General features: G+C 65.6%; 15 protein-coding genes. 6 read left to right on the top strand and 9 right to left on the bottom strand.

The genetic code is table 11. The features are described 5' to 3' along the window. Window positions 1-9: 9 nt before the first annotated feature. Entirely contained in the window at window positions 10-1,479 is a 1,470-nt protein-coding gene (locus ACYVJ8_RS06490; protein WP_460710427.1) for a class II fumarate hydratase, read from the top strand. An 81-nt stretch (window positions 1,480-1,560) separates the two neighbouring features. Here ACYVJ8_RS06490 and ACYVJ8_RS06485 read toward each other — a convergent pair whose 3' ends face one another. From ACYVJ8_RS06485 to ACYVJ8_RS06465, 5 genes are all read right to left on the bottom strand, one after another. Continuing rightward, window positions 1,561-2,379, bottom strand: coding sequence for a YggN family protein (locus ACYVJ8_RS06485; RefSeq protein WP_460710425.1), 819 nt, complete (start codon window positions 2,377-2,379; stop codon window positions 1,561-1,563). 221 nt (window positions 2,380-2,600) lie between these two features. Beyond that, the gene (locus tag ACYVJ8_RS06480; protein WP_460710423.1) at window positions 2,601-3,644 is read right to left on the bottom strand and encodes an ABC-2 transporter permease; all 1,044 of its coding nucleotides are present in this window, start codon (window positions 3,642-3,644) and stop codon (window positions 2,601-2,603) included. Further along, window positions 3,641-4,531 carry an ABC transporter ATP-binding protein gene (locus ACYVJ8_RS06475; RefSeq protein WP_460710421.1) on the bottom strand — a complete coding sequence of 297 codons (891 nt, stop codon included), beginning with the start codon at window positions 4,529-4,531 and terminating at the stop codon, window positions 3,641-3,643. Before ACYVJ8_RS06475 ends, ACYVJ8_RS06480 begins: the two co-directional genes overlap by 4 nt. Continuing rightward, on the bottom strand, window positions 4,528-4,899 hold the full coding sequence (locus ACYVJ8_RS06470; protein WP_460710420.1) for a GntR family transcriptional regulator: 372 nt from the start codon (window positions 4,897-4,899) through the stop codon (window positions 4,528-4,530). Before ACYVJ8_RS06470 ends, ACYVJ8_RS06475 begins: the two co-directional genes overlap by 4 nt. A gap of 1 nt (window position 4,900) precedes the next feature. Continuing rightward, entirely contained in the window at window positions 4,901-5,233 is a 333-nt protein-coding gene (locus tag ACYVJ8_RS06465) for a hypothetical protein (protein WP_460710418.1), read from the bottom strand. A gap of 499 nt (window positions 5,234-5,732) precedes the next feature. Between ACYVJ8_RS06465 and ACYVJ8_RS06460 the strand changes: the two genes are divergently transcribed. The 5 genes from ACYVJ8_RS06460 to ACYVJ8_RS06440 all read left to right on the top strand — a co-directional run bounded on the left by ACYVJ8_RS06460 (window position 5,733) and on the right by ACYVJ8_RS06440 (window position 9,977). Continuing rightward, the gene (locus ACYVJ8_RS06460; protein ID WP_460710416.1) at window positions 5,733-6,674 is read left to right on the top strand and encodes an FKBP-type peptidyl-prolyl cis-trans isomerase N-terminal domain-containing protein; all 942 of its coding nucleotides are present in this window, start codon (window positions 5,733-5,735) and stop codon (window positions 6,672-6,674) included. Window positions 6,675-6,768: 94 nt separating this feature from the next. Then, a complete protein-coding gene (locus ACYVJ8_RS06455; protein WP_460710414.1) occupies window positions 6,769-7,551 on the top strand; it encodes an FKBP-type peptidyl-prolyl cis-trans isomerase in 783 nt (260 codons plus the stop codon). Window positions 7,552-7,708: 157 nt separating this feature from the next. Continuing rightward, window positions 7,709-9,058: a UDP-glucose dehydrogenase family protein gene (locus ACYVJ8_RS06450; RefSeq protein ID WP_460710412.1), complete on the top strand. Its 1,350-nt coding sequence runs from the start codon at window positions 7,709-7,711 to the stop codon at window positions 9,056-9,058. A gap of 3 nt (window positions 9,059-9,061) precedes the next feature. Then, window positions 9,062-9,295 (top strand): SlyX family protein, encoded by a 234-nt coding sequence (locus tag ACYVJ8_RS06445; protein WP_460710411.1) that lies wholly within the window; start codon window positions 9,062-9,064, stop codon window positions 9,293-9,295. 25 nt (window positions 9,296-9,320) lie between these two features. Beyond that, entirely contained in the window at window positions 9,321-9,977 is a 657-nt protein-coding gene (locus ACYVJ8_RS06440; protein WP_460710409.1) for a DUF2058 domain-containing protein, read from the top strand. 24 nt (window positions 9,978-10,001) lie between these two features. Here ACYVJ8_RS06440 and ACYVJ8_RS06435 read toward each other — a convergent pair whose 3' ends face one another. Genes ACYVJ8_RS06435 through ACYVJ8_RS06420 form a run of 4 tightly spaced genes read right to left on the bottom strand, consistent with a single transcriptional unit; the run spans window position 10,002 to window position 15,455 of the window. Beyond that, entirely contained in the window at window positions 10,002-10,658 is a 657-nt protein-coding gene (locus ACYVJ8_RS06435) for a hypothetical protein (protein ID WP_460710407.1), read from the bottom strand. Between the two features lie 30 nt (window positions 10,659-10,688). Then, window positions 10,689-13,379: a methionine synthase gene (metH, locus tag ACYVJ8_RS06430; protein WP_460710405.1), complete on the bottom strand. Its 2,691-nt coding sequence runs from the start codon at window positions 13,377-13,379 to the stop codon at window positions 10,689-10,691. Then, window positions 13,379-14,476: a homocysteine S-methyltransferase family protein gene (locus tag ACYVJ8_RS06425; protein WP_460710403.1), complete on the bottom strand. Its 1,098-nt coding sequence runs from the start codon at window positions 14,474-14,476 to the stop codon at window positions 13,379-13,381. Before ACYVJ8_RS06425 ends, metH begins: the two co-directional genes overlap by 1 nt. A 1-nt stretch (window position 14,477) precedes the next feature. Next, window positions 14,478-15,455, bottom strand: coding sequence for an ArsR/SmtB family transcription factor (locus ACYVJ8_RS06420; RefSeq protein ID WP_460710401.1), 978 nt, complete (start codon window positions 15,453-15,455; stop codon window positions 14,478-14,480). Between the last annotated feature and the right edge of the window lie 17 nt (window positions 15,456-15,472).

The raw sequence follows: 15,472 nt of genomic DNA, 5'->3' as shown, positions 1-15,472 counted from the left end.
GAGAGCGTCATGGCGAAGCAGCCCCGCAGTTCCAAAGCAGGCTCGAAGCCCGCAGGCAAGAAACCCGCAGGCAAGAAACCCCAGGGCTTCCGCCTGGAACACGACAGCATGGGCGAACTGCGTGTCCCCGCCGAAGCGCTCTGGGGCGCGCAGACGCAACGCGCCGTGCAGAACTTCCCGGTCTCCAACGTCGCGATGCCGCGCGAGTTCATCCGTGCACTCGGCCTGATAAAAGCAGCGGCGGCCGAAGTCAACGGCGGCTTCGGCCTGCTCGGCAAGACCGCAGCGGCCGCGATCCGCGCCGCGGCCATGGAAGTCGCCGATGGCCGCCATGACGCCCAATTCCCGATCGACGTGTTCCAGACCGGCTCGGGTACCTCGAGCAACATGAACGCCAACGAGGTCATCGCCACCCTGGCGACGCGCAACGGCCGCGCCAAGGTGCATGCGAACGACCACGTCAACCTCGGCCAGAGCTCCAACGACGTTATCCCGACCGCGATACGCGTATCGGCGCAACTCTCCACGACCGAACAACTGCTGCCCGCGCTCAAACACCTGCGCAAGACCATCGAACGGCGCGGCAAAGCGTTCCACAAGGTGACCAAAACCGGCCGCACCCACCTGATGGATGCGATGCCGCTGACCTTCGAACAGGAATTCGGCGCCTGGGCCTCGCAACTGCAATCCGCCCAGGACCGCATCGAAGACGCACTGAAGCGATTGCGCCGCCTCCCCATAGGCGGCACCGCGATCGGCACCGGCATCAATGCCGACCCGCGCTTCGGCCGCGCCATGGCGCGCGCGTTGTCGACGATGACGACCACGCGCTTCGAATCCGCCGACGACAAATTTGAAGGCCTCGCCGCGCAGGACGATGCGGTGGAACTGTCGGGCCAACTCAATGCCCTCGCCGTCGCGCTGATGAAGATCGCCAACGACCTGCGTTGGATGAATTCCGGCCCGCTGGCGGGCCTGGGCGAGATCGAATTGCCGGCGCTGCAGCCGGGCAGCTCGATCATGCCGGGCAAGGTCAACCCCGTGATTCCCGAATCGCTGGCGATGGTGTGCGCGCAGGTGATCGGCCACCACGCGGCGATCACGGTGGCCGGACAGAGCGGCAACTTCCAACTCAACGTGATGCTGCCGCTGATCGCTTACGACCTGCTCGATTCGATCCGGCTGCTGGCGAATTCGATGCGCTTGCTCGCCGATGCGGCCATCGCCGGCCTGCGCGTGCGCGAGGACCGCGTCCGCGAAGCGCTCGACCGCAATCCCATCCTGGTGACCGCGCTCAATCCGATCATCGGATACGAGAAGGCCGCGGCGATCGCCAAGCAAGCCTACAAGGAAGGGCGCGCGGTTCTGGACGTGGCCATCGAACTCAGCGGATTGCCGGAGAAGGAACTACGCCGACTGCTCGATGCCCGCGCGCTTACGAAGGGCGGCATCCACGGCGGATCATCCGGCGGCGGTTAGCCGCCTGCGAAAAGGATGGGGTTGGACCCGCCGACACCGGCATGCGGCGAGTCCAACCCGTCCTGTGCACTCGTTGCGCGCTTAGCGCTTCGTTTCGGTTCCGGCGTCTTTCTTCGCGGTCGCGTCCTGCGGCGTTTCGTTGCGGACGGCATCGCGGACCGCCGAGCGGACTTCTTCGCGAATTTCCTGACGGATTTCATCGTGCGAGGCATGGTGCATGTCGGCGTGCTCGTCGTTTTCCTTCATGCACTCGTCGATGTCTTCCTGCGTCATCGTCGCGTATGGCTTGAACTCCGGCAGCGAGGCGGCGAGCTGCTGCTGCGAGGCCATCATCGCGGGCAGACGGCCGCAGAGCTTGGCCGCAGCCAGCTTGATCCCGCCGGCTTCGGCCTCGACGCTCTTTTCGATGTCTTTGTCGGACTTGCCCGAGAAGATGCCCTTGAAGGCTTCGCCCATGGCCTTGGCGGCCAGGTCGGCACCCTGCACGCCGATCTCCATGCCGCTCTCGGCCACGCCGATGATGTGGGCGCGGTATTCCAGCAGCATCGCGCGCTGCTGGGCGTTGATCGCGACCGCCTTGCCGTCGATCAGCAAGTCGCCTTTCGGCGTGATCTCGGCCTTCGGGCGCTTGTCGTTTTCGTCATCGCTGAAGACGCTGACGCCGTGATGATCGCCCGACTTGGTGTGGACACCGCCATTGAGGCTGATGTTTTCGGTCGCGAGCTTCTCGCGCGCCTTTTTGATCTCGCCGTCGACGAGCTTGCCGAGCGAACTGGTGGGCTGCGTAGTGGACGCCGAGGGGGTGGAAGAAGCCGGTGCAGCCGGTGCCTTGGAGGAGTTGCTGCAGGCGACCAGCGGCATGCTCAGGAGCAGGGCGGTGGCGAGGTGGCGGGCGTTCATGGGTGGGTCCTTGGGTGCAAGGGGCTTTGTGGTTTGTAACGCTGCGGTTGTTGCTTCGGTTGCGCTACGGTGCCGTGTAGGTGGCGCTTCTTTTGGCTCTGCAGTTGCCGTCCTTGGCGAGGCTCATCGGCTTCGGGTCGTCCTGCCCGGCCATCCGTGGCCGGGCGTTCGGCGCCGCATGCGCTGCCGATAGGGCAGCGCATAAGCGCGGCGCCTCACCCTCACCCCTCGTCCCGCCACCTGCGCAGGCGGATCGCGCCGAAGATCATGACTAGGCCGGCGATCGCGCCGATCCACATGCCGGGCATCTTCAGGCTTTCGATCGCGGTCATCGCGGAGAACTGGTGCAGCGTGCCGTTGAAGTTGTTGGCGTGCTCGCCGAAGTCTTTCTGGTAGAGGATGTCCGTGCCCGGGAACGTGCCCAGCAGCAGGCGGCCGACGATGTTCGACCAGTACCAGGACGCGTCCAGGTTGAAGAGCTTGGTCACATCGAACCAGGTGACGAAGATGCCGGAGAACACCGGAATCATGATCGCCCACAGGAACGGCTTGCTACGCGACCAGGCCGAGCACAGCAGCAGCCAACCGACGGTGGGCAGCGCCCACAAGGCATAGACCGGCAGAGCGATCAGGAAGCTCGCGACCACGGAGAGCGGGCTGCCCGGACCCCACAGCAGGGTGATCGGGTTGCCGCCGTGCAGCAGCACGACCACGCTCAGGATCAGCATGAAGCCGATCATCGTCGCCAGCGAAGCGGCCAGGGCCAGGATCGGTGCGACCAGCAGAGCGCTCAGTCCCTTGGAGACGACGGTGTCGCGGTCCGAGATCGGCAGCGACTTCCAGAACAGGACGCTGCGGTCCTTGCGGTCGTCGTACAGCGCGCCCAGGCAGTAGAAGAAGACGACGAAGCCCAGGACGATGAAGGGCCAGGCCGAGGAGACCGCCAGGCTCAAGTCGATGCCCTTGCCCAGGTGCGCCATTTCCTCCGGACCGAGCTTGCCGGTGAGGGCGCCCAGGTCGAGGCCGTTGATCATGACGTCGCCGTCGATCTGCAGCTTGCCGTCGCTCATGGCGCGCCGCGCGGCGATCTCGCCGAAGAGGATCGCCAGGACGGTCAGCAGCAGCGAAATGCCGCCGGCGACCAGGGGTGCCCAGAAGAAGCCGCCCTTGTGTTCCCAGAACTCGCGCTTGAGCAACAGCTTGAGCTTGTGGGTGGGATGCGGCGTGGTCACGACGTGGGGATGGGTTTGTGCAACGGCGTTCATGCGTAGGTCCCTTTCATGATGGCCACGAACAGGTCGGCCAGGCCCGGGATGCGGGTTTCGCCGAACGGGGACAGACGCCCCTGTTCGATGCCGTCGAACAGCATCACGGTCTTGCCGAAGGGCAGGGCGCGCTCGTCGATGGGCTTGAGGCTGCGCGCCTCGGTGGCGCGGTCGCCGTTCACGAGCACTTCGACGTAACGGTCGCCGAGGGTTTCCATCGGCGCATCGAGCACGATCTTGCCGTCGCGGATGAACATCACGTCGGTGAGGATGTGTTCGATCTCTTCGACCTGGTGGGTGGTGACGATGATCGTCTTCTCTTCGTCGAAGTAGTCCTCCAGCAGGCGCTGGTAGAACTGCTTGCGATAGAGGATGTCCAGGCCGAGCGTGGGTTCGTCCAGCACCAGCAGCTTGGCGTCGATCGCCATCACCAGGGCCAGGTGCAGTTGCACGATCATGCCTTTGGAGAGTTCACGGACGCGCAGTTCGGGCTTGAGCTGGGTGTGGGCGAGGAAGCGCTCGCACTTGGCGCGGTCGAAGCGCGGGTGCACGCCGGCGACGAACTCGATGGCTTCCTTCACCTTGATCCAGCGCGGCAGCACGGCCACGTCGGCGATGAAGCAGACATCGCGCATCAGATCGTCGCGCTGGGTGCGCGGGTCGCGGCCGAGGACCGACAGTTCGCCCTCGAACGGAATCAGGCCCAGCAGCGCCTTGAGCGCGGTGGTCTTGCCGGCGCCGTTGGGACCGATCAGGCCGATGATGCGGCCGGTGGGGATTTCGAAGTTGGTGCCGTCCAGCGCCAGCTTGTTCTTGTAGTGCTTGCGCAGGCCGCGGGCGACGACGACGGGGCGGCTTTCGGTGGCGATGGTGTCGGAGGCGTTCATTGCGCACCGCCAGTGGCTTCGGCCGCGAGCAGCTCGTCGATCTTCAGGCCCAGACGCTTGATGCGTTCGATGACCTGCGGCCATTCCTCACGCAGGAAGCGCTCACGCTCGTTGAACAGCAACTTCCTTGCGGCTTCTTCTGTGACGTACATGCCCAGACCCCTGCGTTTTTCGACGAGTGCCTCGTCCGCCAGTTCCTGATAGGCGCGCGAGACGGTGATTGGATTGAGCTGATACTCGGCGGCGACCTGCCTTACGGAGGGCAGGGCATCGCCAGGCTTGAGCAGGCCATCGAGCATCATCGCGATGACGCGCTCCTTCAGCTGGCGATAGATGGGAGCGCTGTCGCTCCATTGAATTGCGGTCATATCAGCCCCGCGGCGAGAAGGAGAAGTACGGCATGACGATGGTCTGCCGGCGGTGGCGCAGGCCCTTGCGGGGCGAGCGTTGGGTGGCTTGGGCGTCCATGTCCCCGTTCGCCTCGATCGCCAGCGCGGAAGCGGCGGCGAGTCTGGCGGAAAGAGCAACGGCCTGGGCCAGCGAGTCGATGTCCTCGTGCTGGCCGGCGGCGGTACGGAAATCTTGCGGCGCGCCGCCCTGCACGGACGTGGTACCGGCGGGCACCGCAACCATCAGTGCGATGGCGAGTGCGGCGCCGGACGCCGTGACGGCGGAGAGCGAATTGCGGAGCTTGCGGTTCATGGCGAACGTCCTGCTCGTTGGTAGACCGGTGTTGTATGCAACTATAACACCTAAACACATACAGTCAACCGGCCGGTTACCCAACTGAAGTCATGGGCGGTTGTGCTGGGGGTGTTTGCGCGGTGTCGCCATGATTTCTTTAGTAATCAGTGGCTTACCGGTTCTCCATGCGGAGCCGAGCAGCGGGGAAGGTCGCTGGAGCCGACTTTCTGCCGGGACAACCGAATCAACGGGCGCAGCAGCGGCACGGCGAAATGGGGGCGGGGAAAGGAGTCCGGTGGCTTCCCCGACGCTAAAAATCCAGCGCTTCACGTCGATCGAGGCAGACATGCACCGCATCCGGCGCGCGCCGCGTCGCCAGTGCGGCGCGGGCATGTTTCTCCTCGCAGATCCATGCAGTGCAGAAAACTGCTAACCACGCTGCATTGCTCATGCTCCGCAGCCCCGCGACAATAGCCGCTTCGTGCCGATCGATCGGCGCGTCCCACCAGGAGTGTTCATGAAGCTCTTTTTGCGCAGCGTCGCTGCGCTGTTGACCACGGCGGCCGTGCTGTTCGGCGCCACCGCTTTCGCACAGGACAAGACCGTGTTGACCACTGATCGTGAGAAAGCCAGCTATATGGTGGGTTCGGACGTCGCCCATGAGATCGCGCCGGTCGGCCCCGATCTCGACGCGGCGGCCTTCGAGAAGGCCGTCCGCAATGCCTTCGCAGGCGGCAAGCCGCTGCTGACGCCGGACGAGGCCAAGGCCACGGGCGAGGCGCTGATGGCGCGTATCGCTGCGCGCAATGGACGTCCCGCCCCGGATGGCAAGACTCCGGACGTGGCGAAGGACAAGGTCGGCCTGCTAGTGGGCACCGACGTCGGCCGCTCGCTGGCGCGGATCCAGGGCGAGATCGATTTGCCGGTGTTGATGCAGGCGCTGCGCACCACGCTCGCCAACGGCAAGCTGCTGATGAGCGATGAGGAGCTCAACACGGTCCGCCAGGCCTTCTCGCAGAAGATGCAGGCGAAGCTGCAGCTCGAAGCCGCGGCGGCCGCCGACAAGAACAACGCCGAAGGCGCGCAGTTCCTCGCCAAAAACAAGGCGGTGAAGGGCGTGTTCACCACGCCGTCGGGCCTGCAGTACATGGTGCTGCGCCAGGGCGCGGGCCAGCGTCCGCGCGTTACCGATCACGTGCGCGTCAACTACCAGGGCGCCCTGTTGAACGGCACCGTATTCGACAGCTCTTACGAACGCGGCCAGCCGACCGAGTTCGGCCTGGGCCAGGTGATTCCGGGCTGGACCGAAGGTCTGCAGATGATGCCGGTGGGCGCGAAGTACCGCTTCTGGATCCCGGGCGACCTGGCCTACGGCCCCAAGGGAACCCCCGGCGGTCCCATCGGTCCGAACTCCACGCTGGTGTTCGATGTCGAACTGTTGGCGATTTTGCCGCAATAACCCGTCGCAACCAGCCGCCGCGCACTGACGCGGCGTTCAGCCGGGGCCATGCACCTTGCCCCGGCCTTGCCCTTCGATTTCCAGGAGTTTTTCGATGATCCAGTCTTTGCGCCACGTGTCCGTGGCCCTCGCTGCTGCCGCACTGGCCGTTACCGTCACTGCCTGCAATCCCCCCGCCGACAAGGCCAAGACCGATGCCAAGGCCGAAGCGGGCGACAAGGATTTTGGCGGGCAGATCGCCGGTCTGCCGTCCAAGAAGGACAAGGTCAGCTACATGATCGGCATGCAGATGGGCAAGTCGCTGGAACAGGTCAAGGATGAGGTCGACGTCGACGTCATCGCCAAGGCGATCAAATCCTCGGTCGCCGGCGAAAAGATGCTGATGGACGACAAGCAGGCGCAGCAGATCGCGGAAGCCTTCGGCCAGGAAATGCAGGCCAAGCAGCTCGCGAAAATGATGGCCGACGCCAAGAAGAACAAGGAAGCCGGCGCCAAGTTCCTCGCCGAGAACGCCAAGCAGCCGGGCGTGAAGACGACCGCCTCGGGCCTGCAGTACCAGGTGATCACCGAAGGCACCGGTCCCAAGCCCAAGGACACCGACGTGGTGAAGGTGCACTACAAGGGCACCTTGCTCGACGGCAAGACCTTCGACAGCTCCTACGATCGCAATACGCCGGCGACCTTCCCGCTTTCGGCCGTCATCCCCGGCTGGCGCGAAGGTCTCGCGCTGATGCCGGTCGGCAGCAAGTACAAGCTGTGGATCCCGGCGTCGATCGGCTACGGCGAAGCCGGTACCCCGGGTGGTCCGATCAGCCCGAACGCCACCTTGGTGTTCGAAGTCGAACTGCTTGAAATCGTGAAGCCCGAACAGAAGTAAGCGCGGGTGCCATGAAACTGTCGTGGCGGTTTCACTCGGCGTGAAACCGCCGCTGCGTAAGTTCGCGGGCTGCGCTGCAGCCCGCACGAAAATCCGGCGGAATGTGCGCTCCCACATACTCCCGCTCATACCACCGGCCAGGTAAGGAAATCACTGCATGCGCGTCACCATCTTCGGCACCGGTTATGTCGGCCTCGTCACTGGAACCTGCCTGGCCGAAGTCGGCCACGACGTGGTTTGCGTCGACATCGACGCGGCGAAGGTCGATGGCCTGAACAACGGCATCATCCCGATCTACGAGCCGGGCCTGGAGCCCATGGTCAAGGCGAACCACGCCGCCGGCCGCCTGCACTTCACCACCGATGCGGCCAAGGCGATCGAGCACGGCAATACGATCTTCATCGCCGTGGGCACGCCGCCGGACGAGGATGGCAGCGCCGACCTCAAGTACGTGCTGGCCGTGGCCAAGACCGTCGGGCAGAACCTGTCCAAGCCGTCGGTGATCGTCGACAAGTCCACCGTGCCGGTGGGCACCGCCGACAAGGTGCGCGCGGTGATCGCCGCCGAACTCCAGGCGCGTGGCGCGCAGATCGAATTCGATGTCGCCTCCAACCCGGAGTTCCTCAAGGAGGGCGACGCGGTCAACGACTGCATGCGCCCGGACCGCATCGTCATCGGCGCCAGCAATCCCGCGTCTATCGAACAGCTCAAGCGCCTGTACGCGCCGTTCAACCGCAACCACGAGCGCATCGTGGCGATGGACGTGCGCTCCGCCGAGCTGACCAAGTACGCCGCCAACGCGATGCTGGCGACGAAGATCAGTTTCATGAACGAGATGGCGAACATCGCCGAGCGCGTCGGCGCCGATATCGAGCACGTGCGCCACGGCATCGGTTCCGATCCGCGCATCGGCTACAGCTTCATCTATCCGGGCGCGGGCTACGGCGGCTCGTGCTTTCCCAAGGACGTGCAGGCACTGGAGCGCACGGCGAAGCAACACGGCTACTCCGCGCAAATTCTGGAAGCCGTGGAAGCCGTGAACGCGCGGCAGAAGCACCGTGTGTTCGAACTGCTCAACGATCACTACGGCGGCAGCGTCGCCGGCAAGACCGTGGCCGTGTGGGGCCTGGCGTTCAAGCCGAACACGGACGATATGCGCGAGGCGTCGAGCCGCGCGCTGCTGGCGCGTTTGTGGGAAGCGGGCGCGAAGGTCCGTGCCTACGATCCGGAAGCGGGCCACGAAGCCGAGCGCATCTTCGGCCAGCGCGACGATCTGGTGCTGTGCGAAAGCGCGCGCCAGGCGCTGGAAGGCGCCGATGCGCTGGTCATCCTCACCGAGTGGAAGCAGTTCCGTAGCCCGGATTTCAGCCGCCTCGCCGCCACGCTAACCGACAAGGTCGTCTTCGATGGCCGCAACATCTACGAACCGCAGGAAGTGGAGCAGGCAGGCCTGGCTTACTACGGCATCGGCCGCGGCCGTTCCGTCAAGAACAACGGCATGAGCTGAGCCATGGCGCCCGAAGATGTCCAGCAGCGCCTGACCGACCTGGAAACGCGGATCGCGTTCCAGGAACAGGCGCTAATCGAACTCAGCGATGCGCTGGCCGCGGCTCGCGACGAAGAAGCGCGTACGGCATTATTGCTGCATCGCGCGCTCGAAGAGCTCAAGGCGATACGCACCACGCTTTCCTCCGCGCCCGTGACCGGCGATGCTTCGCTGGAACCGCCGCCCCCGCACTACTGAACCTGCAATCCGCAGTAACAACGCAATGAGCGACAGTCTTCGCGATCAGCTGCTCGGCCTCGGCTTCAAGCCGGCGCCCAAGCCCGAACGAACCGAGGCCAAGAAGCCCGGCTCCCAGCACGGCAAGCCTCAACAGGGCAGGCCGCCTCACGGCAAGCCGCACCCTGGCAAAGCCGATGCCCGCAAGCACGGTGGAGCCCCTGGCAAGCCTCAGCAGCGCTCGGGGCAGAAGCCGGGCGCAGCGCCGCGCGGGCGCGACGAGATGGATCTGGGCAAGGCCTATGCGCTGCGCGCGCAGCGCGAGAAGGACGAACGCATCGCCGCCGAAGCCGCGAAGCAGGAAGAAGCGCGCAAGCGCCGCGAAGCGCGCGCCAAGCTCACCGAGCTGGTGAAGGACAAGGGGCTCAACGTCGCCGACGCGGAAATCGCCCGCCACTTTCCCTATGGCGGCAAGATCAAGCGCATCTACGTCACCGCCGATCAGCTCAAGGCGCTCAACGCCGGCGAGCTGGGGGTGCTGCAGCTCGACGGCCGCTATCTGCTCGTCACGGCGGAACTCGTCGCCCAGGCGGAGGAAATCTTCCCGCCGGCGATCGCACTCAAGGTCGACCCGAACGCACCCGCCGAAGACGATCCGTACGCCGATCCGCAGTTCCAGGTGCCCGACGACCTGGTGTGGTGAGGTCCGCGAGAACGGTGCGCTGACTCAGGTCGCGAGTGCCTGGATGGCGCGCCGCAGCTTGGAGATGCCCAGGTCGCGAATCAGGCGATGCGAGGTGTGCGGCAGCGGCGAATCGTCGATGTCGTGCGGCGCCACATTCTTGCCGTGCACGCCGGGCAGGAATTCCAGGCCCGCGGCCGCGTAGCAGTGCTGGACCAGCGCCGAGCAATACAGCGCGCCTTCCTGCGCCAGCAGGTTGTTGCGGCTGCGCAGTCGCGTGCTGTGCATGGCCAGCAGCGTGCCGGCCAGTTCCAACAGGGAATAACTCGATAGACCGGCGAGTAGGTCCAGCGCGGCCATCTGCACCTGGCGCGTCTGCGTGGCGTCCAGGTGGAAATCCAGGATCGCCAGGTTGGGGAAGGCGTCCTCATCGAAGTAGCGCGACGCGCGGTTCTCCTGCACCCCCAGGCGCACTTGCCGATAGCGCACGTCGAGGTCGGATTCGATCACCCACCATTGCCCATCGCTGCGCCGCTCGCTGAAAACGAACGCGTGCGACCACAAGCTGCGGTGGCCATCCGCCGTGAGCGGCGCCTGCGCCTTGCGGATCAGCTTGTTGATCAGGTCGCGGCCGCCGCACAGGCCGATCCTGCCCGGTGCGGCGTGCCGTTCGATGAAATCGGCGTTGGAAAGTCCGGTCATAAGCGTCGCGACGGCGCGTTGAAGATTCGGCTACTCCGGATCGTAGTCCAGGTTGGAGGCCAGCCACCGCTCCGCCTGCGCAAGCGATACCCCCTTGCGCCGCGCGTAGTCCTCCACCTGCTCCTTCGACACCCGCCCGACCACGAAGTACTGGCTCTGCGGATGGCTGAAGTAGTAACCGGAGACGGCAGCGGCGGGGTACATGGCAAAGCTTTCGGTGAGCTTCACGCCCGCCCTGCGCTCCGCATCGAGCAGGCGGAACAGCGTGGCCTTCTCGCTGTGCTCCGGGCACGCGGGGTAGCCGGGGGCCGGGCGGATGCCGCGATACTTCTCGTCGATGAGCGCGTCGTTGTCGAGCGCTTCGTCTGCGACGTAGCCCCAGAATTCGCGGCGCACGCGTTGGTGCAGGCGTTCGGCGAAGGCTTCGGCGAGGCGGTCGGCCAGGGCCTTGAGCAGGATCGCGTTGTAATCGTCGTGATCCGCTTCGAAGCGGGCGACGTGTTCCTCGATGCCGATACCCGCCGTGACGGCGAAGCCGCCGATCCAGTCCTGCCGGCTTGAATCTTTCGGGGCTACGAAGTCGGCGAGGCAGAAGTCCGGGCGATCCGCCGGTTTGTCCGCCTGCTGGCGCAGGAAGCAGAACGTGGCAGGACCCGCGTCGGTTTCGACGATGACGTCGTCGCCGCTCGCATTCGCCGGCCACAGCGCAAACACCGCCTTCGCCGTCAGCCATTTCTCGGCGACGATCCGCTTCAACATCGCCCGCGCGTCGCGATAGAGCTCGCTGGCCTGCGTGCCGACGACGTCGTCGGTGAGGATCGCCGGGTACTTGCCCGCCAGTTCCCAGGTGTTGAAGAACGGCGTCCAGTCGATGTATTCGATCAGCTCGGCCAGCGGGTAGTCGTCAAGCACGTGCAGGCCGGGCTGCTTCGGCGCCGGCGGCACATAGTCGCTCCAGCCGCCGTCGAACCGCTGCCCACGCGCCTTCTCCAGCGACACCAGGCGCTTGCCATCGCCGCGATTCTTGTGGCGCTGGCGGATCTCCGCGTAGTCGGCATCGTTGGCGGCAACGAATGGACCGCGCAGGTCGGTGCTGATCAGCGACTGCGCCACACCTACCGCGCGCGAGGCGTCCTTCACCCACACTGTGGGCGACTTGTAGTGCGGATCGATCTTCAGCGCAGTGTGCGCACGGGACGTGGTGGCTCCGCCGATCAGCAGCGGCATGTGGAAGCCCTGGCGCTGCATTTCCCGCGCGACGTGGCTCATTTCTTCCAGCGAGGGCGTGATCAGGCCCGACAGGCCGATCAGGTCGGCATTCTCCGCCTTGGCGCGGTCGAGGATGGTCTGCGCCGGCACCATAACGCCCAGATCGATCACCTCGAAGTTGTTGCAGGCGAGCACGACGCCGACGATGTTCTTGCCGATGTCGTGCACGTCGCCCTTGACCGTGGCCATGACGATCTTGCCGTTGGACTTGCCGACGTCGCCGGTGCGCAGCTTCTCGGCTTCGATGTAGGGCAGGAGGTAGGCGACGGCCTTCTTCATCACCCGCGCCGACTTCACCACCTGCGGCAGGAACATCTTGCCGGCGCCGAACAGGTCGCCGACCACGTTCATGCCGTCCATCAGCGCGCCTTCGATCACGTCCAGCGGGCGCGTGGACTGCGCGCGGGCCTCTTCGGTATCGGCCTCGATGTACTGGTCGATGCCGTGCACCAGCGAATGCGAGAGGCGCTCGCGCACCGGCTTTTCGCGCCAGGCGAGGTCCTCGGTTTTCTTCTCGCCCTTCTTGCCCTTGTAGCGGTCGGCGATTTCCAGCAGGCGTTCGGTGCCGTCGGCGCGGCGGTTGAGCACCACGTCTTCGACGCGTTCGCGCAGCAGCGCGTCCAGATCGTCGTACAGGGGCAGGGCGCCGGCGTTGACGATGCCCATGTCCATGCCGGCCTTGATCGCGTGGTACAGGAAGACCACGTGGATCGCCTGCCGCACCGGCTCGTTGCCGCGGAAGGAGAACGAGACGTTGGAGACGCCACCGGAAATGTGGCTGAAAGGATGCCGGCGCTTGAGTTCGCGGCAGGCCTCGATGAAGGCTACCGCGTAGTCATTGTGCTCCTCGATGCCGGTGGCGATCGCGAACACGTTGGGGTCGAAGATGATGTCTTCGGGCGGGAAGCCGATCTGTTCGGTCAGCAGCCGGTAGGCGCGCGAGCAGATCTCGATCTTGCGTTCGATGGTGTCGGCCTGGCCGGCTTCGTCGAAGGCCATGACCACCACCGCCGCGCCGTAGCGGCGCACGAGCCGCGCCTGGCGCAGGAACTCGGCTTCGCCTTCCTTCATCGAGATGGAATTGACGATGCCCTTGCCCTGCAGGCACTTCAGGCCGGCCTCGATCACGCTCCACTTGGAGCTGTCGACCATCACCGGGATGCGCGCGATATCGGGTTCGGCGGCGATCAGGTTGAGGAAGGTGACCATCGCCTGCTCGGAGTCGAGCAGGCCCTCGTCCATGTTGACGTCGATGACCTGGGCGCCGTTCTCCACCTGCTGGCGGGCGACGACGACGGCTTCGTCGAAGCGGCCTTCCAGGATCAGTTTCTTGAACTGCGCCGAGCCGGTGACATTGGTACGCTCGCCGACATTGACGAAGTTGCTCTGCGGCGTGATCTGCAGTGGCTCCAGACCGCTGAGCCGGGTCTGGCGGGGAAGTGCTTGCGACATCAGGCGGCGTCCACCAACTGCGGCACCTGCCGGGGAGCGACGTCGGCGACCGCATGCGCGATCGCGGCGATATGAGCGGGCGTGGTGCCGCAGCAGCCGCCGACCAGGTTCAACAAACCGGCCTGGGCGAACTCGCGCAGGACCGAGGCCATGTCCTCGGGCGTCTCGTCGTAGCCGCCGAACGCATTGGGCAGGCCGGCGTTCGGATGCGTGCTGACGTAGGCATCGGCCACCTGGGCCAGTACGTCGACGTGGGCGCGCAGGTCCTTGGCGCCCAGCGCGCAATTCAAACCGATCGAAAGCGGCTGCGAGTGACGCAGCGAGTACCAGAATGCTTCGGCGGTCTGCCCCGACAGTGTGCGGCCGGAGGCATCGGTGATCGTGCCGGAGATCAGCACCGGCAGGCGCGCACCGCGCGCTTCGAAGGTTTCTTCGATGGCGAACAGCGCCGCTTTCGCATTGAGCGTGTCGAAGATGGTTTCGACCATGATCACGTCGGCGCCACCGTCGATCAGGCCGTCGGTGGCTTCGCGGTAGGCGACGCGCAGCGCGTCGAAGCTGATGGCGCGAAAGCCCGGCCGGTTCACGTCCGGACTCAGCGAGGCGGTGCGGCTGGTGGGGCCGAGTACGCCGATGACGAAGCGGGGCCTGGACGGGTCCTTGGCTTCGACCGCGTCGCAGGCTTCCCGGGCCAGGCGGGCGCCGGTTTCGTTGAGCTCGCGCGCGAGGTGCTGGAGGCCATAGTCCTCCAGCGAGATAGTTGTCGAGTTGAAGGTGTTGGTTTCGATCAGGTCGGCGCCGGCATCGAGATACTGCGTGTGGATCTCGCGGATGATCTCCGGGCGCGTCAGGCTCAGCAGGTCGTTGTTGCCGCGCTGGTCGCGCGAGCAGCCGCAGCCTTCGCCGTGGGCGTGGCCGTCCGGCGCATGCTGGCCGTCGTAGCCGTCGGCGAAGCGGGTGCCGCGGTAATCGTCTTCCTGCAGCTGGTACTGCTGGATCATGGTGCCCATCGCGCCATCGATCACCAGGATGCGCTGCTGCAGCAGGCGCTGCAGCGCTTCGACGCGGGCGGGGTTGAGCCAGGGGAGGGCGTTCATTTCAGTTCTTCTTTGCGGTCTTGCGGGGTGTGCTGTCGGGTTTGGCGTCGCCAGGCTTGCGTGCCATCAGGGCGATCAATTCGAAATGGGGCGGGCGGCGTTCGCGGGTCACCGCTTCGCTGCTGATGATGTCCAGGCCAGCCTTGGCGACGAACTTCTGCAGGTCCTTCTCGCTGAAACCGAGGTTGACGTGGCCGTAGGCTTCCACGACCTGGCGGTGTTCGTGCTTGGCCAGACTGGTAAGCAGCAGGCGGCCGCCGGGGCGCAGCACGCGGGCAGCTTCCGTCACGGCCTGGCCCGGATGCTCCGAATAGGTGAGCGCGTGCATCAGCACCACCAGATCAAACTGCTCGGCCTGGAACGGCAGGTTGTGCATGTCGCCCTCGCGCACCTCGACGTTCTGCAGTTTGCGCAGCCGCTCGGACGCGGCCAGGACGACCTTGGTGCTGGAATCCAGGCACACGTAGCGATTTGCGTGGGGCGCCAGCAGTTCCGCCAGCACGCCGTCGCCGGAGGCGATGTCGAGAACGTCGCCAGGCTGCAGCAGCGGCACCGCTGAACGTGCCAGCGCTTCCCAGGTGCGGCCCGGGGAGTAATGACGCTCCATGTCGCCGGCCACCGAGTCGGCCCAGTTCTGCTCGCTGGCGCGCGCGGCCAGCACGCCGGTCACGCGATCGCGGTCCTGGCGCAGCAGCGGGTCGTCGCTGCCTTCGCGCAGGGTCTGCCACAGCGCCCGCTGCGCGGCGTCGAGCGCGCCTTCGTCGAAGCGGTAATAGGCCGACACGCCAGAGCGGCGATCGCGCACCAGGCCGGCTTCCTTGAGCTTGGACAAATGCGTGGACACGCGCGGCTGGGCCAGGCGCGTGATCGCCGACAGCTCGGCGACGGTGAGCTCCTCGCGTTCGAGCAAGGCCAGCAGCCGCACGCGCGTGGCGTCGGCGAAAACCTTCAATCGTGAGGACCAGCCTTCCAGATCCATGCGGAGCCTTTTATCAA

The organism is Lysobacter terrae (assembly GCF_054782215.1).
The sequence above is the reverse complement of the archived record's forward strand: the minus strand, read 5'-3'. Positions and strand labels throughout refer to the sequence as shown.

Excerpts from the sequence above, each read along its gene's own strand:
- ACYVJ8_RS06490 (WP_460710427.1), top strand. The coding sequence starts at position 10 with ATGGCGAAGCAGCCCCGCAGTTCCAAAGCAGGCTCGAAGCCCGCAGGC.
- ACYVJ8_RS06485 (WP_460710425.1), bottom strand. The coding sequence starts at position 2,379 with ATGAACGCCCGCCACCTCGCCACCGCCCTGCTCCTGAGCATGCCGCTG.
- ACYVJ8_RS06480 (WP_460710423.1), bottom strand. The coding sequence starts at position 3,644 with ATGAACGCCGTTGCACAAACCCATCCCCACGTCGTGACCACGCCGCAT.
- ACYVJ8_RS06475 (WP_460710421.1), bottom strand. The coding sequence starts at position 4,531 with ATGAACGCCTCCGACACCATCGCCACCGAAAGCCGCCCCGTCGTCGTC.
- ACYVJ8_RS06470 (WP_460710420.1), bottom strand. The coding sequence starts at position 4,899 with ATGACCGCAATTCAATGGAGCGACAGCGCTCCCATCTATCGCCAGCTG.
- ACYVJ8_RS06465 (WP_460710418.1), bottom strand. The coding sequence starts at position 5,233 with ATGAACCGCAAGCTCCGCAATTCGCTCTCCGCCGTCACGGCGTCCGGC.
- ACYVJ8_RS06460 (WP_460710416.1), top strand. The coding sequence starts at position 5,733 with ATGAAGCTCTTTTTGCGCAGCGTCGCTGCGCTGTTGACCACGGCGGCC.
- ACYVJ8_RS06455 (WP_460710414.1), top strand. The coding sequence starts at position 6,769 with ATGATCCAGTCTTTGCGCCACGTGTCCGTGGCCCTCGCTGCTGCCGCA.
- ACYVJ8_RS06450 (WP_460710412.1), top strand. The coding sequence starts at position 7,709 with ATGCGCGTCACCATCTTCGGCACCGGTTATGTCGGCCTCGTCACTGGA.
- ACYVJ8_RS06445 (WP_460710411.1), top strand. The coding sequence starts at position 9,062 with ATGGCGCCCGAAGATGTCCAGCAGCGCCTGACCGACCTGGAAACGCGG.
- ACYVJ8_RS06440 (WP_460710409.1), top strand. The coding sequence starts at position 9,321 with ATGAGCGACAGTCTTCGCGATCAGCTGCTCGGCCTCGGCTTCAAGCCG.
- ACYVJ8_RS06435 (WP_460710407.1), bottom strand. The coding sequence starts at position 10,658 with ATGACCGGACTTTCCAACGCCGATTTCATCGAACGGCACGCCGCACCG.
- metH (WP_460710405.1), bottom strand. The coding sequence starts at position 13,379 with ATGTCGCAAGCACTTCCCCGCCAGACCCGGCTCAGCGGTCTGGAGCCA.
- ACYVJ8_RS06425 (WP_460710403.1), bottom strand. The coding sequence starts at position 14,476 with ATGAACGCCCTCCCCTGGCTCAACCCCGCCCGCGTCGAAGCGCTGCAG.
- ACYVJ8_RS06420 (WP_460710401.1), bottom strand. The coding sequence starts at position 15,455 with ATGGATCTGGAAGGCTGGTCCTCACGATTGAAGGTTTTCGCCGACGCC.